The 25343-nt window shown below is 30.4% G+C and carries 22 protein-coding genes, 1 CRISPR repeat array, 1 riboswitch and 1 other annotated feature; of the genes, 15 read left to right on the top strand and 7 right to left on the bottom strand.

The window, feature by feature from the left end; genetic code table 11:
* Positions 1-29: 29 nt before the first annotated feature.
* Positions 30-992: a CRISPR direct-repeat array (repeat unit 36 nt; unit sequence GTTTGAGAGTTATGTAATTTCATATAGTACTAAAAC).
* Between the two features lie 56 nt (positions 993-1048).
* Positions 1049-1243, top strand: a complete 195-nt coding sequence (locus HGPB_RS01845) for a hypothetical protein (RefSeq protein WP_019131977.1) — start codon at positions 1049-1051, stop codon at positions 1241-1243.
* Positions 1244-1532: 289 nt separating this feature from the next.
* Here the strand turns inward: HGPB_RS01845 and HGPB_RS08755 are convergent, their stop codons facing one another.
* The 4 genes from HGPB_RS08755 to HGPB_RS08410 all read right to left on the bottom strand — a co-directional run bounded on the left by HGPB_RS08755 (position 1533) and on the right by HGPB_RS08410 (position 5733).
* Positions 1533-2456 carry an IS3 family transposase gene (locus HGPB_RS08755; protein WP_245543852.1) on the bottom strand — a complete coding sequence of 308 codons (924 nt, stop codon included), beginning with the start codon at positions 2454-2456 and terminating at the stop codon, positions 1533-1535.
* Positions 2390-2740 carry a helix-turn-helix domain-containing protein gene (locus HGPB_RS08930; RefSeq protein ID WP_262361897.1) on the bottom strand — a complete coding sequence of 117 codons (351 nt, stop codon included), beginning with the start codon at positions 2738-2740 and terminating at the stop codon, positions 2390-2392. Before HGPB_RS08930 ends, HGPB_RS08755 begins: the two co-directional genes overlap by 67 nt.
* 262 nt (positions 2741-3002) lie before the next feature.
* Positions 3003-5201 carry a DUF3160 domain-containing protein gene (locus HGPB_RS01830; RefSeq protein ID WP_019131973.1) on the bottom strand — a complete coding sequence of 733 codons (2199 nt, stop codon included), beginning with the start codon at positions 5199-5201 and terminating at the stop codon, positions 3003-3005.
* On the bottom strand, positions 5188-5733 hold the full coding sequence (locus HGPB_RS08410) for a hypothetical protein (RefSeq protein WP_172635022.1): 546 nt from the start codon (positions 5731-5733) through the stop codon (positions 5188-5190). The genes HGPB_RS01830 and HGPB_RS08410 overlap by 14 nt, the downstream gene beginning before the upstream one ends.
* Positions 5734-6043: 310 nt before the next feature.
* Here HGPB_RS08410 and murB point away from each other — a divergent pair, with 310 nt between their 5' ends.
* From murB to HGPB_RS01770, 11 genes are all read left to right on the top strand, one after another.
* Positions 6044-6973 carry a UDP-N-acetylmuramate dehydrogenase gene (gene murB / locus HGPB_RS01820; RefSeq protein WP_019131971.1) on the top strand — a complete coding sequence of 310 codons (930 nt, stop codon included), beginning with the start codon at positions 6044-6046 and terminating at the stop codon, positions 6971-6973.
* Entirely contained in the window at positions 6933-7778 is an 846-nt protein-coding gene (gene rapZ, locus HGPB_RS01815) for an RNase adapter RapZ (RefSeq protein ID WP_019131970.1), read from the top strand. The genes murB and rapZ overlap by 41 nt, the downstream gene beginning before the upstream one ends.
* Entirely contained in the window at positions 7775-8737 is a 963-nt protein-coding gene (locus HGPB_RS01810) for a gluconeogenesis factor YvcK family protein (RefSeq protein WP_019131969.1), read from the top strand. The genes rapZ and HGPB_RS01810 overlap by 4 nt, the downstream gene beginning before the upstream one ends.
* Positions 8738-8753: 16 nt before the next feature.
* A complete protein-coding gene (gene fni, locus HGPB_RS01805; RefSeq protein ID WP_019131968.1) occupies positions 8754-9773 on the top strand; it encodes a type 2 isopentenyl-diphosphate Delta-isomerase in 1020 nt (339 codons plus the stop codon).
* A 13-nt stretch (positions 9774-9786) separates the two neighbouring features.
* Positions 9787-10749 (top strand): thioredoxin-disulfide reductase, encoded by a 963-nt coding sequence (gene trxB, locus HGPB_RS01800; protein ID WP_218915121.1) that lies wholly within the window; start codon positions 9787-9789, stop codon positions 10747-10749.
* Between the two features lie 44 nt (positions 10750-10793).
* Positions 10794-10955, top strand: a binding site (T-box leader).
* Between the two features lie 32 nt (positions 10956-10987).
* Positions 10988-12274 (top strand): serine--tRNA ligase, encoded by a 1287-nt coding sequence (gene serS, locus HGPB_RS01795; RefSeq protein WP_019131966.1) that lies wholly within the window; start codon positions 10988-10990, stop codon positions 12272-12274.
* A gap of 66 nt (positions 12275-12340) precedes the next feature.
* Complete coding sequence (locus HGPB_RS01790) at positions 12341-13282, top strand: AEC family transporter (protein WP_019131965.1); 942 nt, start codon at positions 12341-12343, stop codon at positions 13280-13282.
* 174 nt (positions 13283-13456) lie between these two features.
* Positions 13457-13768 carry a hypothetical protein gene (locus tag HGPB_RS01785; RefSeq protein WP_019131964.1) on the top strand — a complete coding sequence of 104 codons (312 nt, stop codon included), beginning with the start codon at positions 13457-13459 and terminating at the stop codon, positions 13766-13768.
* Positions 13769-13939: 171 nt separating this feature from the next.
* Positions 13940-14034: riboswitch (SAM riboswitch) on the top strand.
* A gap of 54 nt (positions 14035-14088) precedes the next feature.
* Entirely contained in the window at positions 14089-15258 is a 1170-nt protein-coding gene (gene metK / locus HGPB_RS01780) for a methionine adenosyltransferase (protein ID WP_019131963.1), read from the top strand.
* A 49-nt stretch (positions 15259-15307) separates the two neighbouring features.
* Entirely contained in the window at positions 15308-17488 is a 2181-nt protein-coding gene (gene recD2, locus HGPB_RS01775; RefSeq protein WP_019131962.1) for an SF1B family DNA helicase RecD2, read from the top strand.
* Positions 17481-18089, top strand: a complete 609-nt coding sequence (locus HGPB_RS01770) for a ComF family protein (RefSeq protein ID WP_019131961.1) — start codon at positions 17481-17483, stop codon at positions 18087-18089. The genes recD2 and HGPB_RS01770 overlap by 8 nt, the downstream gene beginning before the upstream one ends.
* Positions 18090-18107: 18 nt before the next feature.
* On the opposite strand, the gene HGPB_RS01765 is transcribed toward HGPB_RS01770, so the two are convergent.
* From HGPB_RS01765 to HGPB_RS01755, 3 genes are read right to left on the bottom strand one after another with little or no spacing between them, the layout of a single operon-like run.
* Positions 18108-19043 (bottom strand): YihY/virulence factor BrkB family protein, encoded by a 936-nt coding sequence (locus HGPB_RS01765; protein ID WP_019131960.1) that lies wholly within the window; start codon positions 19041-19043, stop codon positions 18108-18110.
* A gap of 9 nt (positions 19044-19052) precedes the next feature.
* On the bottom strand, positions 19053-20747 hold the full coding sequence (locus HGPB_RS01760) for a hypothetical protein (protein WP_019131959.1): 1695 nt from the start codon (positions 20745-20747) through the stop codon (positions 19053-19055).
* Entirely contained in the window at positions 20734-21651 is a 918-nt protein-coding gene (locus tag HGPB_RS01755) for an FUSC family protein (protein ID WP_019131958.1), read from the bottom strand. The genes HGPB_RS01760 and HGPB_RS01755 overlap by 14 nt, the downstream gene beginning before the upstream one ends.
* 213 nt (positions 21652-21864) lie before the next feature.
* Here HGPB_RS01755 and hpf point away from each other — a divergent pair, with 213 nt between their 5' ends.
* The 3 genes from hpf (at position 21865) to HGPB_RS01740 (ending at position 25296) form a co-directional block, all read left to right on the top strand.
* Positions 21865-22407 (top strand): ribosome hibernation-promoting factor, HPF/YfiA family, encoded by a 543-nt coding sequence (gene hpf, locus HGPB_RS01750; RefSeq protein ID WP_019131957.1) that lies wholly within the window; start codon positions 21865-21867, stop codon positions 22405-22407.
* A 110-nt stretch (positions 22408-22517) separates the two neighbouring features.
* Positions 22518-24347, top strand: a complete 1830-nt coding sequence (locus HGPB_RS01745) for a TRAP transporter permease (protein WP_019131956.1) — start codon at positions 22518-22520, stop codon at positions 24345-24347.
* Positions 24340-25296: a TAXI family TRAP transporter solute-binding subunit gene (locus HGPB_RS01740; protein ID WP_019131955.1), complete on the top strand. Its 957-nt coding sequence runs from the start codon at positions 24340-24342 to the stop codon at positions 25294-25296. Before HGPB_RS01745 ends, HGPB_RS01740 begins: the two co-directional genes overlap by 8 nt.
* Positions 25297-25343: the final 47 nt, after the last annotated feature.

The raw sequence follows: 25343 nt of genomic DNA, 5'->3' as shown, positions 1-25343 counted from the left end.
TTTCTAAACCATCTAGCTTATCAATTCCAGTTTGAGAGTTATGTAATTTCATATAGTACTAAAACTAAAAATGGCTTTAGGATCTATAAGGGCTTAGTTTGAGAGTTATGTAATTTCATATAGTACTAAAACTTTAGATGCTTTAGAAAAATTAGTTGGAATGTTTGAGAGTTATGTAATTTCATATAGTACTAAAACAGTTTTTGGCAATTTAAAAGCATGTAGAAGGTTTGAGAGTTATGTAATTTCATATAGTACTAAAACTGTGGTGGATATTCAGCATTTGCAGAAGCAGTTTGAGAGTTATGTAATTTCATATAGTACTAAAACCTTAAGTTCGGTATCTTTATCAATCAAGATGTTTGAGAGTTATGTAATTTCATATAGTACTAAAACAGCCTTTATGGGCAAAATTAGGGGCAAGGAGTTTGAGAGTTATGTAATTTCATATAGTACTAAAACTTCATTTGACAATTTATGTGAGAAATTTCTAGTTTGAGAGTTATGTAATTTCATATAGTACTAAAACATACAAAGATAATCGCAAGCTTCTTGAAAGGGTTTGAGAGTTATGTAATTTCATATAGTACTAAAACTTGTTGCATCACCAGGAATTGCTTGAAGAAGTTTGAGAGTTATGTAATTTCATATAGTACTAAAACTAAGGGTGATAAGATTGAATCTACCATTCTGTTTGAGAGTTATGTAATTTCATATAGTACTAAAACATTTTGGTATCTTTTCTAAATCGACTTCATGTTTGAGAGTTATGTAATTTCATATAGTACTAAAACAGGTTGTATATAGAATCTTTTAGAGCTTATGTTTGAGAGTTATGTAATTTCATATAGGACTAAAACTGTCTAGCATAAATCTTTCCATTCTTTCATGTTTGAGAGTTATGTAATTTCATATAGTACTAAAACGCCTTATATCCATCAGTATCTGTTTTTGGAGTTTGAGAGTTATGTAATTTCATATAGGACCTAAGTATAGAAAATTATATGAATGAGTGAAAAATATTCTATACTATTTGAAGGTGACTGTTATGGATAATATAAAAATCCTTGTTAAAAATACAATCATTCATATTTTTTTATATTTTGTATACAGAGAATATCTACTATCACAGGGAATATACATAGATGACAATGGTATAAAAACTTTATTTATAAGAAAATTTTTATTATTTTCTATATGTTTTGTCAGTTTTTTAGAAATTCAATATAAGAAAAATAAATAATTGATTTCTTAAAAGGATGTTAGTTTGGTGGATGCTGAAAAAGAAAAGAAAGCTCTTGAATTATTAGATGTTGATATATTTGAATTTATCTTTTTAGCAAAAAATGCATATAATTAAATTTTGGGAACTTTGATTTGCAAATTTAATATTGATATATAAATTTATGTAAGCTTAAAGAACAGATATCTTTTAATTTACATATTTAATTAAATTCTTAAAAATAATAAAATATTGGAAAAAGCAGCTTTTATGACCTGAACCCGTAAACACGGAATAAATTAATAATCTTTTAAGCGGAATGTAATCTGTACATGACAGGGGACATTCCGTTTAATTTTTCTTTAATTCTATCTTCATTGTACCATTTGATATATTTTTCTATTTCATTAATCAATTCATCATAGCTATTAAATTCCACTCCATAATACATTTCTTGTTTCAATATTCCAAAGAAATTTTCCATTGGTGAATTGTCTAAACAATTCCCTTTTCTTGACATACTTTGCCTAATGTTCATTTTTTCTAATTTATTTGTCCAAGATTTGTGTTGATAGTGAAATCCTTGGTCTGAGTGTATTGTTAATTCTTTGATATCTTTGTTTTTATTTAGTGCCTTTTCTAACATTGTGTTTGTTAGTTTTATTGTTGGGTGATTACTTAATGTATAGCTTATTATTTCACTGTTGTATAAGTCTAATATTGGTGATAGGTAAAGTTTTTCTTCTTTACCTTTTATCCTAAATTCTGTTACATCTGTCAACCATAATTGATTTGGTTTACTTGCTTTAAATTGTCTGTTTACTATATTGTTTGCTACTTTACCTATTTGTCCTTTGTATGATGAGTATTTTCTTGATCTAGTTTTAAATTTACTACATAGGAGTCCTTCTTGTTTCATGATTCTTAGAACTCTTTTATGGTTTACTATTATACCTTTATTTCTTAGGGCTGTATTTACTCTCCTATATCCATATCTTCCTCTGCTTTCTTTAACTATTAACTCAATTTCTTCCCTAATTTCTTTGTCTTTATCTACTTGTTTTCCTAATTTTATCTTCCATTCATAATATGATGACTTTGGAAGCTTAGCTACTTTTATCCATTCGCTTGCTTTTGTTTCAGGGTGTTCATCTAGAAGACTTAATATTATTTTTGTTTTCTCCTTGCTTCTGCTTCCTCTTCCAGTAGCAAGGCTTGAAACTTTTTTTCGAATAGTATCTGCATCTTTAAATATTTATTCTCTTCTCTAAGTCTAATTAATTCTTCTCTTTCTGACTCATCTATTGGTTTTTGATTTTTATCTTTCTTATCTGCTTTATACATATCTTTCTTAGGCCTTCCTCTGTTATCTTCTAAGCCAGATAGACCACGTTCTTGATAATTTTTCTCCCATCTATACACAGTAGATCCATTAACAATATTAAAGTGTTCTGCAGTCTCTCTTAGCGAAGTATTATTGATTTGCCTATATTGTATTACTGATAACTTAAATTCAATAGTGTATTTATCGTTTTTTAGTTTTTTATCTAAGTTATCAAATCCTCCTGCCTTATATTTATTTAACCAGTTTTCTAGAGTGCTATCTGGAATATTATATCTTTTAGCTATAATTTCTCAACCGCCTGTTTTTCCTGATAAATATTCCATTACTAATTGTATTTTAAATTCTTTTGTGTATTTTGACATGAAAAAACCCCTCCATCCGAATTCCGGATTTTGGGGTTCAGCTCAAATTCCCAGCTCTTAAAAAATTTATTTTTTAAATATCATAGTCATAAGAGTAATCAATTTGTAATTCGTCTTCTAGCAAGCCGTCCATCCATTTTGGTATTCCAAGTTCTGGATTTGCTTGTAGTTTTTCTCTGAATTCATTGTCTGTTAATCTTTGTCCGTCTAATAGCTCTCTGTAAGAGAATACTGCTCCTCTTCCAAGGTAAAGTTTTCCATTTATTGGGTAGGCAACATAAATTTCATAAACTGGTCCAATGCCAACGTGGAAGAAAGAGTTTGCTGGAAGATCACAATCGTTATCTACAACGCCCATAAGGTCTGCTATGATTTCAATTTTTTGATCATCTTCATTTAGATATTCCCAGCTAGTTAGCTTGCTATCAACAAAGACTGTTGATAAATATTCTATGGTTCCGCCAATCCAGAAAAGGTCCATATATTCATCTTCTGTTAATTCTTCGTTATTTAATTCTTTTATACTAATTGCGGCAAATTGATCACATATTTCTTTGAAAGATAAAAGATTTTCTTCTTGAATAGGATCTAGCATGTCTCTTGATTTTAAGTTTTGACTTGTAAAGTCTATAAGCCAGGATAATTTTTCATAAACTTCTACATTAGGTTCAACATATGATTTTGGTATATCTTCCATACCTCCATCGCCAAGTTGGGCTGATACATCTTTTCCATATAGGATTGTATCGTGTTTTAATTCTGCCCAAGATCCAAGCATTGTGTTAAGATCTTTTGTTTTCCAAGCCTCACTTTGCATAAAGCTAGGGTAACCTTCTTCAAAGTCTTTTGTAAGTGCTGATAGGGTCCACAACCAACCTCTGTAAAGATTTTTTTGCCAAGATTCTTGATCTAATTCTTCAAATTCTTTTTTAGTTTCTTCGTATACTTTTGGATATTCTTTCCAAGAGTTATTGAAGAATTTTTCTTCCGGTCTATTAAATTCTATATCTTCTGCAAGGTCACTTCCCATAACTGCTGCTAATTCAAGACCAGTGTAGATTGGTTTTTTTGAATATGGATTTTTTTCTCCAACAAGATCAACAAGGTTTTGCATTAAAACTGAATCTACAACTTGTCTTTGTGGCATAAATCTAAAAGAGTAGCCTAGGAAGTCTGCTATTTTTGGTTTAGGCATTTTTTGTAGATTTTTGTGAAGGCTAGCTAGGGAATCTTTTTCTAGTAGACTATTTAAGTCTGGTTCTTTGCCATAGATTCCGTAAAGAAGTTTAGCAAAATCTTTTGGTCCAAGGTCATCAGCTCCATCAACTAAAAAGCTCATTGGATCATAAATGTCTGCCCATAAATCGTAGGCTTCTTCGCTTCTAAAAATTGTATCAGTCATAAGTAAAGCCATAGCCATTAAATCGTCTCTTGCGACTCCGTCTATTTGTTCAAAGAATCCAGCTTGTCCAAAATACATCATGCCTTTAAAATATTTTTCTAAAGTTTCAGATTTTGTATAGTGGCCTCTTGGTTTAAACTGTGAGTAGTCTATTTTTGCATTTAAAATTGCAGATTCTTCTTTTGCCTGAGCTTCTATAAGTGATAGTTCTTTTTGACTTAGGGCTTTTGCTTCTTCTGGAATATTAAGTCCAGATAAGTCTTGCCCAATAATTGAATTTACAGTTGCAAAATAGGCAATGTTTTTTAGTGCCAATTCTTTTACTTCATTGTCTGATAATTCTTCATATTGCTTTATTGATCCTTCTAGCATTTTTTGATTTAACTGAGTCAATTTTTCGAAAAGTACATTTTCTTCAAGATTACTTAAGAAGTTATCATAAAATAAATGATACATATGAAGGACTGTGTCTGTTGTTATAAAAGAAGGAATATTTTTATATAGGTTGTCATCGTAGATATAAAAAGGTTGTTCTGATGTGTCTATATCTCCTTTTGCTGTTGGTGAAATAAAAAATCCCTTTTCTTCTAAAGCCTTAGTTTGAGAAGCATTTATATTAGAAAAGCTGTCTATGTTTTCTATATCTTGGTAGGAATTCATGGTTACATTTTCTACTTTTGGAGTAAATTCGCTTGGATTGTATTCAACCTTGATAATTTTGTTGTAATCATCTAAAAATGCGATATCCTCCTGGTTAATATCTTTTGCATTTTCTGTTGCATCTTTTGAGTCTTTTTTATCAAGTGCGGAGCAAGCTGTTAGTGACAGGACTGCAATTAGGATGCAAATAATTTTCTTATAATTTTTCATTTTTCTCTCCTATTATTAATTTTTCGTCTTGCAAAAATACTTCTCTTCCATCAACCATCAATTTTTCAGATTTTGTAAATTCTTTTAATTTTTTATAATCCTTACTTTTATAAAAAAGCTGGTAGCCGTAGCCGTGCCATTTATAGCAAGTCAGTCTATTGGACCCATCCCTATTTTTTTCGATTAAGAAAAGTTCTGCATAGCCATCCTTATCGAGATCATAGCTTGTAAAGTCTGTGAAGGATTGCAAAAATCGAGACGCCCTATACATTGGTATGTAAGATTTATTTTCCCAATCTATTTTATAGGCGAAGCATCTTTTATCCATTATTGGGTGGAGTGGAGTTTTTTTAATAAAGCCAATTAAAAGCTCTTCTTCTTCATCTCCTAGGATATTTCCAAACTTTACTCTCCAAGGTTTATACTTGCTAAGTTCTTTACTTAAAATAAGTTCTGGATTTTCTTTTAGACTATAAACTTCAACTAAGGATTTTCTAGTTAAATAATTTTTATACACTAGGGCAAGTTCCAAGTTACCGTCCTTGTTCACATCAGAAAAGTCAAAATCTTTTGTGTAATAATTTTTTTTGATTAAAGATTTATTATTTCTTTTTATTTGGCTTTTAAAAAGACTAGAAGTGATTTGATAGTCTTTATAGTCATAGCTTTTATAAAAGAAAATACTAAATAATAAAAAAAGGAAAACGATTGTGGAAACTATAAAAAAAACAAACTTTTTCATAAGAAAATTATAGCACAGTGAGAAGATTCAAGCCACGATTAAAGATTATCTTTATTATAGAATGAGATTAATTTATAGTATAATGATTATGAGGTGTAAAATGATTGATTTAAAAGATTGCGGTCGTTTTTTTGAAAACGAAGAATTAAAAAAATACACAAGTTTTAAAATTGGAGGACCAGCAAAATATGTCCTCTTTCCTAAAAATGAAGAATCTTTAATTGAAGCTATAAAAAGAGCGAGAAAAGATGAGCTTGAGATTTTGATTTTAGGGAATGGATCAAATGTTTTGTGTGCAGACGAGGGCTATGATGGTCTTGTTATAATTTTAAAATCTGCTTTTACAAAACTTGATATAAATGATAATAAAATAATAGCTGGGGCAGGTCTTTCTCTAAGAGAACTTGCCAATGCTGCTTTAGATAAAAATTTAAGTGGTTTAGAATTTGCACATGGGATTCCTGGAAGTGTAGGCGGGGGAGCGATAATGAATGCTGGTGCCTATGGTTCAGAGATGAAAAATGTAGTTTCGAGCGTAAAAATTCTTGATGAAGATTTAAATGTAAAAGTTTTATCGAATGAAGAAATGGATTTTTCTTACAGACATTCAATAGCTCAAGATAAAAATTATATAATTCTTGAAGTTGAATTTTCTTTAAATAAAGATAAGAGCAAAGAAGAAATTAAAAATCTTATGGATGATTTGTGGCAAAGAAGACTTTCCAAGCAACCTCTTGAATATCCATCTGCAGGATCAACTTTTAGAAGACCAGAAGGACATTTTGTTGGTCAAATGGTTGATGAGGCAGGATTAAGAGGATTAAGACATGGGGGAGCCATGGTCAGCGACAAACATAGTGGCTTTATAATAAATAAAGACAAGGCTACTGCAAAAGATGTAAGAGAATTAATAGAAATTGTCCAAAAAGTAATTTTTGATAAGTTTTCTGTAAAATTACAAAGGGAAGTTAAATATATTGGAGGAGAATATGGAAATTCTTGTAATAACAGGGATGAGTGGAGCAGGTAAATCAAAAACGCTAAACCAATTAGAAGATTTGGGATATTTTGCCATGGATAATTTACCACCCCAACTTCTTCCTAAATTTGCTGAAATAGCTTCATCATCCAACTATGAAAATAAAGTTTGTGTTGTGGTTGATGCTAGAAGTGGTTTATTTTTCCAAAATTTTTCTAAGTCCTTGCAGGAAATGAAAAAATTAAATTTCAATTATAAGATTTTATTTTTAGATGCTGATGAAGATGTAATAATAAATAGGTATAAGGAATTGAGAAGGCCTCATCCTCTAAGCAAGTCAATTGTAAAAGGCTACAATTTAGAGAAGGAAATCTTAAAGGATATAAAAAAAGATGCCAATTATATTATTGATACATCAAATTTTACAGACAAACAGTTAAGACAAAAGTTAATTGAAACCTTAGAATTAGAAAATGATGGAGATATCAAGGTTTCAATTTGCTCATTTGGTTTTAAAAATGGAATTCTTTTAGACGGAGATTTAATATTTGATGTTAGATTTTTGCCAAATCCTTATTATATTGATGAATTAAAAAAATTAAATGGAGAAAATCCTAAGACAAGAGACTATGTAATAAATAAAGAAGTAACTCAAAACTTTTTAGACAAGGCAGTTGATATGTTAAACTTCTTGATCCCAAATTATAAAAAAGAAGGTAAAAGTATTTTAGTTGTAGGAATAGGCTGTACTGGCGGCTTCCACCGATCTGTTGCTATAGCTAATGAACTAGGCAAAAGATTAAAAAACAAAGACTATAAAATTTCTATAAGTCATAGAGATGTGAATAAACATTGAAAAACATAGTAGTAATCGGTGGAGGAACAGGAACCAGTACGATTTTAAAAGGGATAAAAAAATACAAATCAAATATAACTGCCATAGTAAGTATGGCAGATGATGGTGGAGGATCTGGAATATTAAGACACGACCTTGGAATACTTCCACCAGGAGATTTAAGAAACTGTATGGCGGCTCTTGCAAATACAGAAGGGGTTATGGAAAAACTTTTGCAATATAGGTTTAAATCGGGCGGTTTGAAAGATCAAAACTTTGGAAATATCTTAATTGCTGCTCTTTGTGATATATACGGAGGTTTGGACCTTGCTTTAAATGAGATGGAAAATATTTTATCTATTTCTGGAAAAGTATTGCCGGTAACTTATGAAAATATTCACCTTGTTGCAGAATTTGAAAATGGAGACAAGTGCATAGGTGAGTCTATAATTCCAAATATGGCATATAAACTAGATACAAAAATTAAAAAGATGGGAATTTTTCCAGATATTCCAAAGGCGAATAAAGATGCAGTATCAGCTATAAAAGAAGCTGATGTAATTATTTTTGGTCCAGGATCTTTATACACATCAATTATCCCAAATTTATTGGTCGATGGAATAATTGATGGTTTAAAAGCTTCCAAGGCTGAAAAAATTTATATTTCGAATGTAATGACAGAACTGGGAGAGACTACAGATTTTAAGCTAAGAGATCACATAAATGCAATCTATAAACATTCCTATATGGGTATAATAGATAGTGTAGTTATTAATACAAAAAAAGTTAGTCAGGCTATGCTTGAAAGATATAAAAATCTTTCGAAATCGAGCCAAGTTGAGATTGACCAAGATGACTATAAATTTTTAGAAGATAATAAAATAGATATCATAGAAGGCGATTTTATAGACGAATGTGTCAGCGTTAGGCACAACGGCGAAAAAATTGCCAAAGAATTTGTAAGAAGATCGATATTGTAATAGAAGTGGAGTAAGTATGAGAAAATATAGAAAAAGAGAACATTTAGAAAATTGTCTAAAGACAGATTTTGTTGGAGATACTTTGTTTGAAGATGTATTTTTACATCACAGTTCTTTAATAAATTTTGATTATGATGATATAAATCTCTCTATAGACTTCTTGAATAAAAAAATAGATTTTCCCCTTATGATAAATGCCATGACTGGGGGAACAGATTTTTTAAAAAATGTAAATACAGACTTAGCAAGATTAGCAAAAGAATTTAATATAGCTATGGCAGTTGGATCAGAAACAATAATCACAGAAGACAAAAGCGCTATTGATTCTTTTAAAATAGTTAGAGAAATTATTGGAGACGATGGAATAGTAATTGGTAATATAAATGGTCATGCCAGTCTTGAAGAGGCACAACTTGCAATAGATATAATCGATGCAGATGCAATCCAAATCCATTTAAATCCAGCTCAGGAACTTGCCATGGAAGAAGGCGACAGGGTCTTTAAAGATATAAAATCAAATATAAAAACTATTGTTGAGGGAGTGGATGTTCCTGTAATAGTTAAAGAAGTTGGTTTTGGACTTTCAAAGCTTGTTGTAAAGAGACTTTATGATATTGGGGTAAGATATGTCGATGTTGCAGGTTATGGTGGAACAAATTTTCTAGAAGTTGAAAATTTAAGAACTCCTTACAATGATTTATCTGACTTGTATTCATGGGGAAATCCAACAGCCCTATCAATTATCGAAGCAAAAAGTCTTGATCTTGATGATCTTTTTATAATCGGATCAGGAGGAATAAAAAATTCTTTAGAAATAGCCAAGGCTCTTGCGCTTGGTTCAGACATGGTGGCTATTTGTGGAGAAATTTTAAAATATTTAATGCACGGTGGTTATGATTATGCACAAGAATATATACAAGCTTTGATTGACAAAACTAGGATGATAGCAGCTTTAACCAATTCAAAAGATGTAGAGGGACTAAAAGCTGTAGACTATAAATTAAGAGGATGTTTAAAAGATTTGACAGAAGATTAATTTTAGAAAAGTATTGGAGGAAATTATGTACGATTTAATTATACTAGGCGGAGGACCAGCTGGACTTACTGCTGCCTTATATGGAGCTAGGGCAAAATTAAAAACTTTAGTTATAGAATCAAAAATTGAAGGCGGACAAATTACAAATACAACTGATGTTGAAAACTATCCGGGCATAGACATGATAAACGGAGCAGAACTTGGAGCAAAGATGAAAAAACAAGTTGTAGAATTTGGTGCAGAATTTGTCTATGACGAAGTTGTCGAAGCTGAATTAAAAGAAGAAGTTAAAAAAATCAAAACAAAGGAAAAAGAATATGAAGCCAAGGCTGTTATAATTGCAACAGGAGCTGATCCAAGAAAAATTGGTTGTCCTGGAGAAGAAGAATATGCAGGCAAGGGAATTTCATATTGTGCAACTTGTGATGCAGCCTTTTATGAAGGACTTGAAGTTTATGTAGTAGGTGGTGGCGACTCTGCAATAGATGAAGCGCTATTTATTACAAAATTTGCAAAAAAAGTTCACATAATTCACAGAAGAGATGCACTAAGAGCAAGTCAAACTCTACAAAAAAGAGCTTTTGATAATGACAAGATAGATTTTATTTGGGATTCAACTGTAAAAGAAATTAAAGGCGACATGACAGCAAAAGAACTTGTTTTAGAAAATCTAAAAACTGGTGAAGTAAAATCTATAACATCTGATGAACCATTTGGTATTTTTGTATTTATAGGTTATGTTCCAAATACAAAATTATTTGAAGGCCAAATTGAAATGGAAAAAGGTTATATAAAAACAGATGAAGAAATGCATACAAATCTTGATGGAGTATTTGCAGCAGGAGATTTGAGAATAAAAACAGTTAGACAAGTTGTAACTGCAGCCTCAGATGGAGCAATAGCTGCTGTAAATGCAGAAAAATATATAGCAGAAAAAGAAGGAAAACTATACGAAGGTTTTAAGGAAAATAAATAGTTGTTTGCCTTTTTAAATCAAATTTGTTATACTTTATAAAAATGTATAAAACTATGATAAGAAGTAGTAAAAAAGTGATGTTTTAAGAGAGCCTGTGTTAGCTGAGAACAGGTAACTTAGCTTTTTGAATCCGTCTTTGAGTTTATTAATTTTAAGTGAATCGAAAGATTAATTAGGGTGGCAACGCGGGTCTTCTCGTCCCTTTGGGGTGAGAAGGCTTTTTTTATTGGAGGTAAAAATGTTAGATATAAAATTTATCAGAGAAAACCCAGAGCTTGTAAAAGAAAATATTAGAAAGAAATATCAGGATGAAAAGCTTCCATTAGTTGATGAAGTAATTGAAATTGATAAAGAATTAAGAGAAGTAAAAACTAGGGGAGATGAGCTTAGATCAAATAGAAATGCTAGCTCTAAAAAAATTGGTGCTTTGATGGCTCAAAAGAAAAAAGAAGAAGCAGAAGCAGCAAAACTTGAAGTAAAAAAGATCAATGAAGAAGTTGTTGATTTAGAAAATAGACAAAGAGAACTAGAAGAAGACTTAAAAGCAAAAATGATGGTTATTCCTCAAATCATGGCAGATACAGTTCCTCTAGGAAAAGATGACACAGAAAATGTTGAACTTGAAAAATTTGGCGAACCTCTAGTTCCTGAATATGAAGTTCCATACCACATAGACATAATGGAAAAATTTGACGGAATAGATTTAGATGCAGCAAGAAAAACTTCTGGTGCAGGATTTTATTATCTAAAAGGAAATATAGCAAGACTTCATTCAGCAATACTTTCTTATGCAAGAGATTTTATGATAGACAGAGGTTTTACTTACTATGTACCTCCATTTATGATTCGTTCTGATGTTGTTACTGGCGTTATGAGTTTTTCAGAAATGGAAAATATGATGTATAAGATAGAAGGAGAAGACCTATATCTTATAGGAACAAGTGAACACTCTATGATCGGTAAATATATAGACACAATCACAGAAGAAGAAACTCTTCCTCACGCACTTACTTCTTATTCACCATGCTTTAGAAAAGAAGTTGGAGCTCACGGAATTGAAGAAAGAGGAGTTTACAGAATCCACCAATTTGAAAAACAGGAAATGGTTGTAATTTGTAAACCAGAAGATTCAGAATATTGGTACGACCAATTATGGAACAACACAGTAGATTTCTTTAGATCACTTGATATTCCAGTTAGAACTTTAGAATGTTGTTCAGGAGACTTGGCAGATTTAAAAGTAAAATCACTTGATGTTGAAGCTTGGAGTCCAAGACAAAAGAAATATTTTGAAGTTGGATCATGTTCAAATCTTGGCGATGCTCAAGCAAGAAGATTAAATATCAGAATCAAGGGAGAAAACGGAAACTACTTAGCTCACACACTTAACAATACAGTAGTTGCTCCACCAAGAATGCTAATAGCTTTCTTAGAAAACTTATTACAAGAAGACGGATCAATCAAAATTCCAGAACCACTTCAACCATACATGGGTGGCATAAAAGAATTAAGACCAAATAAATAAGTAAAATAATATTCTGCCTGCAAGTGATCTTGTGGGTAGAATTATTTTTATTTTAAAGGAGTTATTATGGAGTATTTACAACTCGGTATCAGTGTAATAATACCAGTGTTTTTTGTTCTACTGATAGGACAAATATTGAAAATAATAGGCTTTGTTGATGAAACTTTTATATCCAAGGGAAATAATATTATTTTTTATATAGCCCTTCCATGTTCTTTGTTTTTTAATATTAGAGATTCAAAAACGCATGGCATAGATGTAAAATATATTGCCTATATTATGCTGGGAACTGTTTTTGTATTTGCAATAACTTGGTTTTTTGCAAGATTTTTTATAGAAGATAAAAATAAATTATCAGCCTTTGTTCATTGCTCTTATAGGTCAAACTTTTTATATATAGGCCTGCCAATATTAAATTACATATATCCAAATATAGACATGGACCCTGTTATAATTGTCTTTGTTTTTGGTATATCTATGTTTAATCTCTTGGCTATAATTTTACTTTCTTATTATAGTGGCGATGAATTTAATCTAAAAATATTTTTATTAAAAATTATAAAAAATCCTATGATAATTGTCACAATACTTGCCCTAATAGCAAAAAAATCATCTTTTTCTTTTTATCAAGGAATAGAAGATGGCATGCATATTCTTGGGTTTTTAGCTACTCCATTTTCACTTTTGATGGTAGGAGCATCTTTAGAAATTTCAAAACACAATAAAGATTTTGGATTAAGTTTTGGATCAGCCTTTATAAAAGTTGTCCTTGCGGCCCTTGTTTTAGTTCCAATTGCTTATTTTTTAGGATTTGACAAGGCTCAGATAACAGTTGCCTATGTATTTTTTGCAACTCCTTGTGCAGTAAATTGTTTTATAATGGGAAAAAACATGGGGTCAGATTCTATATTAACTTCAAAAATAATAACAGTTTCTTATCTTATGTCTATATTTACCTACGCAATAGGCATAGCTTTACTTAAATATTTTGAAATTATAGCAATATAATTTTATTATTTTAAAATAATTAAATTTATAGGAAATATATCCTCTGATTTTTCAGGGGATATTTTTTATGGGAAAATAAAACATAGATCATAAAATCAACTTTGTTTTTAAATTTTATTATTCATGATAGTATAGTAATAAGTTATATGATTAAAGTAAATAGAGGAGGTAAAAATGGGTTTTAGTGAATTAAGCAAGAAAGATAAGATTAAATATATTTTTTTAATAATTAATGCTTTTTTATATTTAATTTCTCAAATACTTATTTTCTTTAGAGTCAAAGAGACTGAAGGTATGGGTAATGTTTTTGATCCTAGTGTGTATAGGATATTTTGTTATATAGTTATAGGCTATGTTATATTTTCAGTTTTGGCTGGAATTTTTAAATATAAGGATGTTATTAAGAGCATGAATATAGTATATTTTATATCCCAGTTACTTATTCTCTTAGTTACAACTATAGTTATTAAGCTTCATTTTGCATAAAGCATAAATAAACATATGAAATATCCTCTGATTTTTCAGGGGATATTTTTTATTGGAAAATTTATAAAGCTAAAAATATAAAATTAAAATTTATAAGATAAAAACTCAAGCAAAACTAGCTAGCTTTACAAAGAATACTTTTATTGTTATAATCTATTCATATAAATATTAACCTTATTAAGAGTGGTGGAGTGAATAGGCACTATGAAACCCGGCAACCTGAATAGGTGCTAAGTCCTACAGAGAGCTTCTCTGAAAGATGAGGTAAAAATCGTCTTCTCCAAGCTCTTTGGAGAATTTTTTATTTAGGAGGAAGATTTTTGAAAAATAATATTTTTACTTCAGAATCTGTAACAGAAGGACATCCTGATAAAGTCTGCGACCAAATATCAGATGCTATTCTTGATGAGATTTTGAAAGAAGACAAAGATCCAAGAGTTGCTTGCGAAACTTTAGCAACAACAGGAATGATTTTTGTAACCGGAGAAATAACTACAACAGGCTATGTTGATTTTACAAATATAGTTAGAGATACATTAAAAGAAATTGGATACACCAGAGGTAAATACGGTTTTGATTACGAAACTTGTTCAGTTATATCAGCTATTAAAGAACAATCTCCTGATATAGCAATGGGCGTTGATAGGAAAAAATCTAATGATATAGATGAATTTGATGCCTTTGGAGCAGGCGACCAAGGAATTATGTTTGGCTATGCGAGCGATGAAACTGAAAGCTACATGCCACTAACAATTGACCTTGCTCATAAGCTTTCAAGAAAATTAGCTGCTGTAAGAAAAACTAATACTCTTGAATATCTTAGACCAGACGGAAAGACACAAGTCAGTGTTGAATATGAAAATGGTATTCCAAAAAGAATTGAAAATGTAGTAGTATCAAGCCAACATGATCCAGATGTTGATATTGAAGAATTGAGAAAAGATATAATAAGAGAAGTTATAAAACCAATTCTTCCAGAAAAAATGTTAGATGAAAATACAAAATACTGGATCAATCCGACAGGAAGATTTGTTCTTGGTGGACCGATGGCAGATGCTGGACTAACTGGAAGAAAAATTATAGTTGATACCTACGGCGGAGTTGGAAGACACGGCGGCGGAGCTTTTTCTGGTAAAGACCCAACAAAGGTAGATAGGTCTGCAACTTACTATGCAAGATATATAGCTAAAAATATTGTAGCTGCAGGACTTGCAAGAAAATGTGAAGTTGGATTAGCTTATGCTATCGGAGTTACTCATCCGGTATCAATTCATATCGATACTTTTAATACATCAAGTATTGCAGATGAAGAATTAATAGAAATTGTTAAAAAGCACTTTGATGCTAGACCAGCTGCTATAATAAAAAATCTTGATTTATTTAGACCAATTTATAAACAAGTAGCAAGCTATGGACACTTTGGTAGAGATGATTTAGACCTACCATGGGAAAAAACTGACAAGGTTGAAGAATTAAAGAAATATCTTTAATATAAAGAGAGCTTTTTGCTCTCTTTAATTTTTTTAAGGCGTGGGATTTATGATTAGTATTAAGGCAAGAGTTGAAAAAATTATATATAGAAATGAAGATAATGGCTACACAATTGCTGCTGTATTGTCAGAAGATGAAGATCTTACAGTTGTGGGAACTTGTCTTGAATTAAAAACTTCTTTTAACTACACTTTTAAAGGCGATTTTATCTACCATAAAAAATATGGAGAACAATTCAAGTTTGAAGAATTAGAAGAAGAAAAACCAGAATCTTTAGATGAAATAGAAAAATATTTAGCATCAGGCATCATAGCCTTTGTTGGAGAAAAAACAGCCAAGGCAATAGTAGAAAGATTTAAAGAAGACAGTCTTGAAATAATCGAAAAAAATCCCGATAGGTTGATAGAAGTTGAAGGCATAGGAAGAAAAAAATTAGAAAAAATCAAGTCCTCACTAGAATCAAACAAGGGGATAAGAGATTTATCTTTATTTTTAACAAAATTTGGGATTGGAAATTCAAGTATAATAAAAATTTACAATGAATATGGTGATGAAGCCATAGAAATTATAAAAGAAGATCCATATAAATTGGCAGATGATATAAGGGGAATATCCTTTGCAAAAGCTGATTCAATAGCCAGACAATTTGGCAATATTGACCCGGAAAAAAGAGCCAGGGCAGCCTTAAAATACACACTTTTGACCTTTATTTATTATGGGAATTCCTATTTAGAAAAAGACGAATTAATAAAGCAAACAAAAAAATTAATTGATGTTGATGAATTGGTTTTAGATAAAGAAATAAATAATCTTTCTCTAGACGATAGGTTTTTTGTAGAAAGAAGAGAAGACGGACAAGTCTTATGCTATTTTGCTCCATATTTAAGGGCAGAAAACTATATCTCCGGAAAATTAAAGACCATGCTAAAAGTTGACCACAGGGAAGACCAAGACATAGATAAATTAATAGAAAAAATTCAAGAAAGACAAAATATCAAACTTGCAGATAAACAAATCCAAGCCTTAAAAGATTCTGTAAATAATGGAGTTTTAATAATAACTGGGGGACCTGGAACTGGAAAGACCACAACTCTTAAGGCAATAATAGAATTATTTGAACTTCTAGAAAAATCTGTAAAACTTGCTGCACCAACTGGAAGGGCGGCAAAGAGGATGAAAGAAACTACTCTAAGAGATGCATCAACAATCCACAGACTTTTAGAACTTGGTTTTACAGATGACAAAATAAATTATGACTATGAAGAACAAGAAAGTCTAGACTGCGATGTTTTAATAGTAGATGAGCTTTCCATGGTTGATCTTATGCTTATGAATTCTCTTTTAAAAGCCTTAAAAGATGACACCAGGTTGATTTTAGTTGGTGATAAGGACCAGCTTCCATCAATTGGAGCGGGAAATGTTCTTGGAGATTTAATAGAATCAAAAAAAATCCCAACTGTAAATCTAACAGAAATTTTTAGGCAATCTCAGGAATCTATGATTGTAAAAAATGCACATCTTATCAACAAGGCGCAGATGCCAGAAATTACAAACTCAAAAGATTTCTTTATGATAGCAGAAGAAGACCAAAACAAAAGTTCTGATATTATAATCGACTTAGTCAGCAAGAGACTTCCAAGCTATTACAATATAGATAGTTCAGATATACAAGTTCTTGCTCCAATGAAAAAGGGAGCGGCAGGAGTAAATAATCTAAATAAAAAACTCCAAGCTGTTTTAAATCCAAAGGGTCAGGAAATAAAATACGGGTCTGAAATATTTAGGCTGGGCGACAAGGTTATGCATATAAAAAACAACTACAATCTTGAATACAAGATAGAGTCTAGCGAATATATGGAAGAAGGCGAAGGCGTTTTTAATGGAGATATTGGATATATAGAGAAAATTGACGAATCTGAAAATGAACTTTATGTAAGATATGACGAGGTAAAACTTGTAAAGTATGAATATGAAGACCTTTCAGAACTCATGTTGGCCTACGCCTGCACAATCCATAAGTCCCAAGGCTCGGAGTTTGATGTTGTAGTTATACCAATTCATTTTGCACCAGCCTTATTGCTTACAAGAAATTTAATTTATACTGCCATAACCAGGGCGAAAAAATTAGTTGTCCTTGTGGGCCAATATAAATATTTGCAGATGATGGTAAAAAATAACCATGTAAACAAGAGAAATTCAAAGCTAAAGGAAAAATTAGAAAATGACTAAGTGTCTTTATTGTGGATCGAAGGATCCAGTAAAATTTGATCTTTGCCAAAATTGCCTAGACAATATAGGATTTGGCGTGAAATTTAATCAGGAAGTAGACATTCTTGATGAACTTTTAATCGCTTGCGAATACAAATCTCTGATAAAAGATATTATTATAGATTTTAAATTTAGGGATAAAACTTATTATTATAAAATTCTTGCAGATATAATGACAGATTTGCTTTTAAAATCAAAAATAATAAAAGATTATAAATACATAAGTTTTGTTCCAATGCACAAAAAAGATTTAAAATTAAGAGGATATAACCAGGCTGAACTCATAGCTAAGGAAATAGCAGACAACACTTTTTTAGAACTGATAAAACCAATAGAAAAATCAAAATTCACCCAGCAACAAGTAAGGCTTGCAAACCAAAATGATAGAAAGAAAAACATAGAAAATGCTTTTGAAATCACAAGAAAGATTGATGGAAATATAATAATTGTAGATGATGTTATAACAAGTGCTGCAACCATAAGTGAAATAGCAAAAATAATAAAAGATAAAAATCAAATAAAAATAGCTGCCTTAATAGCAGCTAGTCCATCGATTATTTAATTATTTTAATCAGATTTATTAAATCATATCATCTTGTCTTATCTTATTTTTAATAACTGAATCATTTCTTGGCCACAAGCTATGTTCTTTAAAATGTTTCATAGAAAAAATTGTCCCATTAATTTCAGCCCCAAGTAGGATTATTATAAATATAATCCACATCCAAATCAGCATAATAATTATCCCGGCAAGTGAACCATAAGTTACAGAATATTTAGCAAAATTTTTCACATAAAATGAAAAGAGTTTAGATGCAATTATTGTAGCAATTGTTGTAAAAGCAGCTCCTGGAAGAACCATCTTATAAGTTATCAATTGTTTAACAGTTTTTACTGGAGAAAGTCTATATAATAATGAGATTACAAGGAAGAGCGCCACAATAGAAATTACAAAAAAAGAAATTTGTATAAATATATGTGAATGAGCTTCTAAATCCAGGTATTCTATAATTAATTTTGTCACAATTTCTCCAAAAACTTGGCCCATTAAAACAAGAGCAATTATAAACATAAGAGCAATTGTAAATAAAAGAGCCATTGCCCTTAGTTTTATAAATCCTCTATCATCTTTAAAACCATAAGCCAGATTTATATTGGTGATTAGCTTGTGCAAAATCCCAGATGCAGTATAAAGACCGGCTATGATTGAGATTGATAATAGACCAGAAGAAGATGATGTCGAAATTTCTTCTATAAATTTATAGGCTATATTTCCTATATCAGCTGGCAGCAAATTTATATAAGAAAATAATTGCTCTGATTTGAAAAATTTTGCATAATTTAGAAGGTTTAACAAGGCGATTATAAAAGGGAAAATCGAAAGTATAGCAAAATATACTAAAGATGCTCCAATCTGGGTAACCTTGTGGTCTGTAAACCGATACATAAGTTTATCTAAAAAAATTAAAAATCGATTATTTACATTCTTTTTAAGAAATAAATTAAATTTTTCCATATTACCTCTTTACTTTAAATAATTATTTATATTTATAACATTATTTTTTTCTACATTATTCAAATAATAATCATACATATCTTTGCCCAATTGAGTCAAGACAAGATTTCTATTGTCAAATTTTATCATATTGACAGAAGCGAGCAATTTAATACTAAATTTATCAAGTCGAGTTAAAGATAGTTTATCAGTAGATAGACTGTCTTTTTTTATGCCCCTAATTATCTTAACAAGGCTAGAAATTATATCCTCATACTTTGATTCTTTAAGGAAGCTTAACATAAAGTCCTTGTCTAAAAAGTAGTAGATAAAAATAGCCATCTTTTCCTTATTTTTAAGATATAAAAAGTTATTAATATCATCTGAAAAATTGATTTCCTTGTCCTTGCCTTCAATAAGAGCTTTCTTATTTAAAAAATTGAAAAAATATTCAAGAATAGGATAGTGGTTAAGATTAGGATTTTTTACATCTTTTATAGGTTCAAGTTCCAAAACATAAGCTAGTCTATCTATGCCAGATTGAGTTATAGAATCAAAATGCTTATTAAAAGTAAGAGTGGATTCAGTTATTGTATTTACAAAAACATAAAAATCATCTAAAAATTTACAAGATTTAAAATTACCCAAAATATTTAAAAGATTTTGGTCGAAATAAAGACCTGTATCAGAGCTTTTAAGATAATTTATATAGGTAAAAATATTTTGAGATACATATTCTATTTCTTTAAAAGGCTTTTCAAACTTTGTATTTTTATTTTTCGCAAATGAGAAGAAATCATATAAAATATTTACGACTTCTTTTATCTGAGCATCAATAAAAAAGTTGCCACTCTTGCAAGTAGTTCCAATAATATCTTCTATATTATAAGAATTTGGATCAGAAAGGTCTATATCAGGCTTTCCAAGAAGCTTTACCATATCATCAAAAATAAAGACAATATTTGCTTGACTAAGATCATATTTCTTGCTCATTTCTTGACTATAAGCTTTAAAAATTTCCCTATCGTTTGGGTCTGAGAAAAGCTTAGTAGAGATATTATTTTCTCTTTCATCCAAAAGTTTATTGTCTTTTAATTGGATTTTACTTGTAAGTTCCATAGTATAAGCAATTAGGATGTCGAGAAAGGATTTTTTTAAGAAATTTTGCATTTCAAAAACTTGATCATTGTCCCTAAATTCGTAAAAACCTTTGTAGAAAAACAATTGTCTAAGACTATCTAAGAAAAAATCTTTTTGCATTTCTTCAAATTGGCTGACAAAAGAGATAATAAACTTATATCCATCAATTTCTATGATTCTTGCAAGAAATATCTTATTAGTAAAATCTTCCATATCGAGATTATAAATATCATAAGATTTTTGCATAAAATTATCATAGACAGGCGTTTTTTCTCCGTCATATTCGCCGATACTTATAAGACTCGGATAAGAAGCTAAAATATCTTCTGCAAGCTTGTCTATATAAACCTGATTAAAAAGTTCAGGCAGGTATTTCTTTATATTATTTACAATCAAAAGTTTATCTTCACTTAAATCAAAAGCTATGTGCTCCTTGACTAAGCTTTTTCCATTGATCATTTCAATAAAATTAATCAATTCTTGGTTTGCATTTTCTGCAAGTTCAACAAAAGAATCTATATTTATTAATAATTTTTGAGCTAGTTTAAATTTATTTCTAGCAGATTTTAAATTATTCATGTTCATAATTATCACCTATTATTTTTTCAAGTTCATTCAGATTAGAAATTATTTTCTTTATATGGAAATTATAAACTGAATTTAGGTCGCCTTCTAATTGGCCTTCAGTAAAAATATTTAGCCTCAGCAAACTTTCAACCATTTCTTGGCTTTCTTTTTCAACATGGGGCCTTTCTTTAATCGAATTTAGGATATGAAACCTAAAGCTAATATCATCAAATAATTTCATAATCTTTTCTGTCGTAACAGGGAGCAGTTCTCCATGGACTGGCATAGATTTTTCTGAAACTATTGTTTTATATATTTCATTTAATTTGTTATATTCAATTTCAAAATCAGTAATCTTGTGGTCACTTTTTGTAATAAGTTCAAGCAAAAACATTTTTGAAAGTTCTGTCAAAGATTTTGCCTGTCTTAAATAGTTTTGAGACAAATTTGGTGCAGAAATTAAATAATTTATAGGAACAGAAACAGCTATGCCGACAAAAGTTCCGATAATTCTATTTATTCCATAAACTAGCTTGTTAGATTCTGCACAAAGAGATGCAACAAAAACTATACAAGATAAAATAATCATTCTTTTTAAATTTAAAACTTGTAGCATATAAATTATTATGATAATTCCAATTCCAGCTAATAGTGGAAGGAATTCTTCTCCGAGTGGGATTAAAGAAAATAAATAACCAAGAACAACTCCAAAAACAGCAGTGAAAAGTCTTCTAGAAACGTCATTAAAACTTTCACTAATGGAAGCTTTCATTGTTGAAATTGAAGCTATTGCAGTAAAAATAGGAGCTCCTAAATTTAACATTTGAGAAATATAAAGACTAATGGTAACAGCAAGTGCTGTTTTTATTGTTCTCATGCCGATTGGTCTTTTTAGATTTATATTTTTATTTTTAATTTTCAAATCATTTCCTCCATCTATACAGCTATATTATATCATAGAAAAAAATCCTAAAATTAAATAAAATTTAAAACAATCCACAGTCAAATCCTAGTAAAAACATATTCCACACAGACTTATCCACACTATCCACAGGAATAAATTGTTGAATACTATTCAAAAATTAGGGTAACAATTTAATACAGAATAATTAATGCAAAATAGGAGGTTGGTTTAATGAAACTTGAATTAGTAGGAAAAAACATAGATTTAACAGAAGCTCTAAAAGATAGGGCAAACGAAAAGTTATCAAAAATCGATAAATATTTTAATGAAGAGGTAAGAGCAAGAGCAGTTTTTTCTACTCAAAAGAATGGACAAACTGTTGAAGTTACAATATTTTTGCCAGGTACAATCCTTCGTGCAGAAGAAACTACACAAGATATGTATGAATCAATTGATAAGGCTGTAGATGCTCTATCAAGACAAACTAGAAAATATAAAACTAGATTAAAAAGAAGATATCAAGATAATTCAGAAACTATAAGATTTGAAAATATTGAAAGTTTTGAAGAAGAATCTAGCCAAGAAGAAGGAAAAATTATTAGAAGAAAAGAGTTTAACTTAAGCCCTATGATGGAAGAAGAAGCAATCCTTCAAATGGAACTTTTAAACCATAATTTCTACGTATTTTTAAATGCCGAAACTGACAGGGTAGAAATTGTTTATAAAAGAAAAGCTAAAGGCTACGGTTCAATAGTAGTAAATGTTGAAGATTAATTATAAAAAATAAATATAATAAAAAAATCTCGAGTTTAGGCTTGAGATTTTTTTTATTGCATATATTATTTAATAATAAGATAAATTTTAAGAATTGAAAGGAAAATAAAGTGGAAAAAATTAATTTTTCAAAAGACAATAAATTTATAAGAACCCTTTTATTTATCTGGGTTATCTTACAAATAGTGATGGTCAGTTTTATATATGTGCAAGATATGAATCTTAGATCAATCCATGTAATGTTTGTTTTAGTCCTATCTTTTTTGCTATTAAAAGATGGAAAGGAATCAAATCTAATAAAAATAATACTGGCAGGGCTTTCAGTGTTTACTTTTTCCTACATAATAATAAATTATCCGATTATATCTCAAAGAGGAGCCTACACAGAAAATCTAGACCTCTTTGTTGCGGGACTTAGTCTAATTTTAATCCTATACTTAGGATTTAAGGTAAATAAAAATCTTTTTTACTTAGTTTTATTTTTCCTAAGCTACCTATATTGGGGAAAATTTTTATCAGGACCTCTAGCCCACGGAGGATTTTCAATAAAAAGAATTTTAAATTATTTTGTCTGGGGCAATTCCGGAATATTTGGAATTAGCGTTGGAGTTTGTGCCAGCTACATATTTTTGTTTGTTGTATTTGGATCATTTTTAAAATATAGTGGATTTTCTGATTTCATAAACGATATTTCACTAGCCTTAATAGGATCAACAACAGGAGGACCAGCAAAAGTTGCAGTTCTAGCCTCAGCCTTGATGGGAATGATAAATGGATCAGCGGTTGCAAATGTCGCTGCCACTGGAACAATAACAATACCAATGATGAAAAAACTTGGCTATTCAAAAGAGTTTTCAGCAGCCGTAGAAGCAGTTGCATCAACCGGGGGACAATTTTGCCCGCCGATAATGGGAGCAGCAGCCTTTGTAATGGCAGAATTTTTACAAATTCCCTACATTGATGTTGTAAAAGTTGCAATAATTCCAGCCTTTTTATATTACATGAGTTTGCTTCTTGCAGTTCACTTAGAAGCAAAAAAATTAAATCTAAAAACTGAAGTAGAAAACAAAGACTATAAAAAAATATTAAAAGCAAGATGGCACTTATTAATTCCACTTTTTCTTTTGTTATTTATGATGGCAAAATCTTATTCGCCAATCGATTGTGCAGTGTATGGAATCTTTGCAACAATTATTTCATCATACTTAAACAAAGAAACGGCAATGAGTTTAAAAGATGTAGTAGATGCTGCAGTGGACGGAGCAAGTTCTGCACTAAAAGTTTGTGTGGCCTGCATCTTGATTGGGTTAATAATTGGAACAGTATCTTTAACAGGACTAGGACTAAACTTTGGAGGACTTGTTCTTAGCCTAGTAAAGTCTACTAATATTTATTTCGGAGCCTTTATGGTAATGATTTTATCAGTTGTATTGGGAGTTGGAGTTCCAGGAGTTGCAGCCTATGTAATTGTAGTTTCAGTTGCAGTACCAATTTTAATAAAATGCGGAGCAAGTCCAATAGCAGCTCATTTATTCTGCATGATCTATGCCTGCCTTGCAAATATTACACCACCAGTTGCAATATCATCCTATGTTGCAAGTTCGATTGCAAGATCAGACATGTTTAAAACTTCAATGATAGCGATAAAATTAGGACTAGCTGGATTTATTTTGCCATTTTTCTTTATCAATAATGAAGCTCTTTTATTACAATCAGGCGAATTTTTAGTAACAATTAGAATAATTTTAGGGGCAGTGATTGGAATTTTGGCAATAACATTTGCAAATTCAGGCTACCTATTTAAAAAAGAAAAATATTTAAACATTCTTTTATTTATAGGAGGAATATTATTTATAGATCCGAATCTAAAAACAGACATAATTTCTATAATCCTAATAACTGGACTAATATTATTTGAAAGGAAGCTTTCCCATGCATAAAAATATAAATAAAAAAATAATTTCAATATTTTTCTGCCTATTACTTTTAGTAGGCTGTAAGAAAAATGAAAATGTAGTTAGAATACCAACTGCATCAACAAGCGGTGCCTTGTATGGACTTGGGTATTCACTAGCACAAACTTGGTCAGAAAATATAGAAGGAACGAGATTTTTCTCTGAAGCATCAAATGGTGGAGTAGATAACTTAAATATAATCTATGATAAAGATGCAGAAGTAAGCCTTGGGGTAAGTTCAATAATCTACCAAGCCTATCATGGACAAGATATATTTAAAGGAAGAGAAAATAAAGATATAAGAGTAATAGCAGGACTTTACCTAAATCCAAACCAAGTTCTTGTAAGAAATAATCAAAATATAAATACGGTAAAAGATTTGCAAGGAAAAAACTTTTCAGCAGGAGCAACAGGTTCCACAACAGAAAGCGAAACCCTAGCCCATCTTGATATAGCAGACTTAAATAGAAATGATTTAAAACTAGAAAATGTTGCACCATCAGAATCAGCAGAACTGATGAGAGTTGGAAAACTAGATGGAGTTTGGATAATGTCAGCAGTTCCAGCAGCATCAGTAACAGAAATCACAAGATCAGCAGATGCTAAAATATTAGAAATACCAAAAGATTTTATAGAAGAATTAAAAACAAAATACCCTTGGTACACAAGCTACACAATAAAAGCAGGCTCATACAACAATGAAGAAGATATAAATACATCAGCCATAAAAATGCTACTTTATACAAGAGCAGACTTAGACGATGAACTAGTATATCAAATGACAAAGTCATTTTGGGAAAACAAAGATGCCCTAGCAGAAAACAATAAAAGCTTAAAAGAAATAAAAGTTGAAGATGCACTAAAAGACATAGCAGACCTGCCAGTAGCAGACGGGGCAATGAGATATTACAAAGAAATAGGGATAATAAAATAGAAGCCACGGAGGCTTCTTTTTTTTGTAATTAGAAAACCCCTGGTTGG

This window comes from Peptoniphilus obesi ph1, from assembly GCF_000311865.1.
Classification (GTDB): domain Bacteria; phylum Bacillota; class Clostridia; order Tissierellales; family Peptoniphilaceae; genus Peptoniphilus_E; species Peptoniphilus_E obesi.
The sequence above is the reverse complement of the archived record's forward strand: the minus strand, read 5'-3'. Positions and strand labels throughout refer to the sequence as shown.

What these genes read in the sequence shown, in the direction of transcription:
- hpf (WP_019131957.1), top strand. Translation starts at nt 21,865, where the DNA reads ATGAAACTTGAATTAGTAGGAAAAAACATAGATTTAACAGAAGCTCTA.
- rapZ (WP_019131970.1), top strand. Translation starts at nt 6,933, where the DNA reads ATGGAAATTCTTGTAATAACAGGGATGAGTGGAGCAGGTAAATCAAAA.
- HGPB_RS01765 (WP_019131960.1), bottom strand. Translation starts at nt 19,043, where the DNA reads ATGGAAAAATTTAATTTATTTCTTAAAAAGAATGTAAATAATCGATTT.
- HGPB_RS01760 (WP_019131959.1), bottom strand. Translation starts at nt 20,747, where the DNA reads ATGAACATGAATAATTTAAAATCTGCTAGAAATAAATTTAAACTAGCT.
- serS (WP_019131966.1), top strand. Translation starts at nt 10,988, where the DNA reads ATGTTAGATATAAAATTTATCAGAGAAAACCCAGAGCTTGTAAAAGAA.
- HGPB_RS01790 (WP_019131965.1), top strand. Translation starts at nt 12,341, where the DNA reads ATGGAGTATTTACAACTCGGTATCAGTGTAATAATACCAGTGTTTTTT.
- HGPB_RS01830 (WP_019131973.1), bottom strand. Translation starts at nt 5,201, where the DNA reads ATGAAAAATTATAAGAAAATTATTTGCATCCTAATTGCAGTCCTGTCA.
- HGPB_RS01845 (WP_019131977.1), top strand. Translation starts at nt 1,049, where the DNA reads ATGGATAATATAAAAATCCTTGTTAAAAATACAATCATTCATATTTTT.
- HGPB_RS01785 (WP_019131964.1), top strand. Translation starts at nt 13,457, where the DNA reads ATGGGTTTTAGTGAATTAAGCAAGAAAGATAAGATTAAATATATTTTT.
- recD2 (WP_019131962.1), top strand. Translation starts at nt 15,308, where the DNA reads ATGATTAGTATTAAGGCAAGAGTTGAAAAAATTATATATAGAAATGAA.
- HGPB_RS01770 (WP_019131961.1), top strand. Translation starts at nt 17,481, where the DNA reads ATGACTAAGTGTCTTTATTGTGGATCGAAGGATCCAGTAAAATTTGAT.
- fni (WP_019131968.1), top strand. Translation starts at nt 8,754, where the DNA reads ATGAGAAAATATAGAAAAAGAGAACATTTAGAAAATTGTCTAAAGACA.
- HGPB_RS01740 (WP_019131955.1), top strand. Translation starts at nt 24,340, where the DNA reads ATGCATAAAAATATAAATAAAAAAATAATTTCAATATTTTTCTGCCTA.
- murB (WP_019131971.1), top strand. Translation starts at nt 6,044, where the DNA reads ATGATTGATTTAAAAGATTGCGGTCGTTTTTTTGAAAACGAAGAATTA.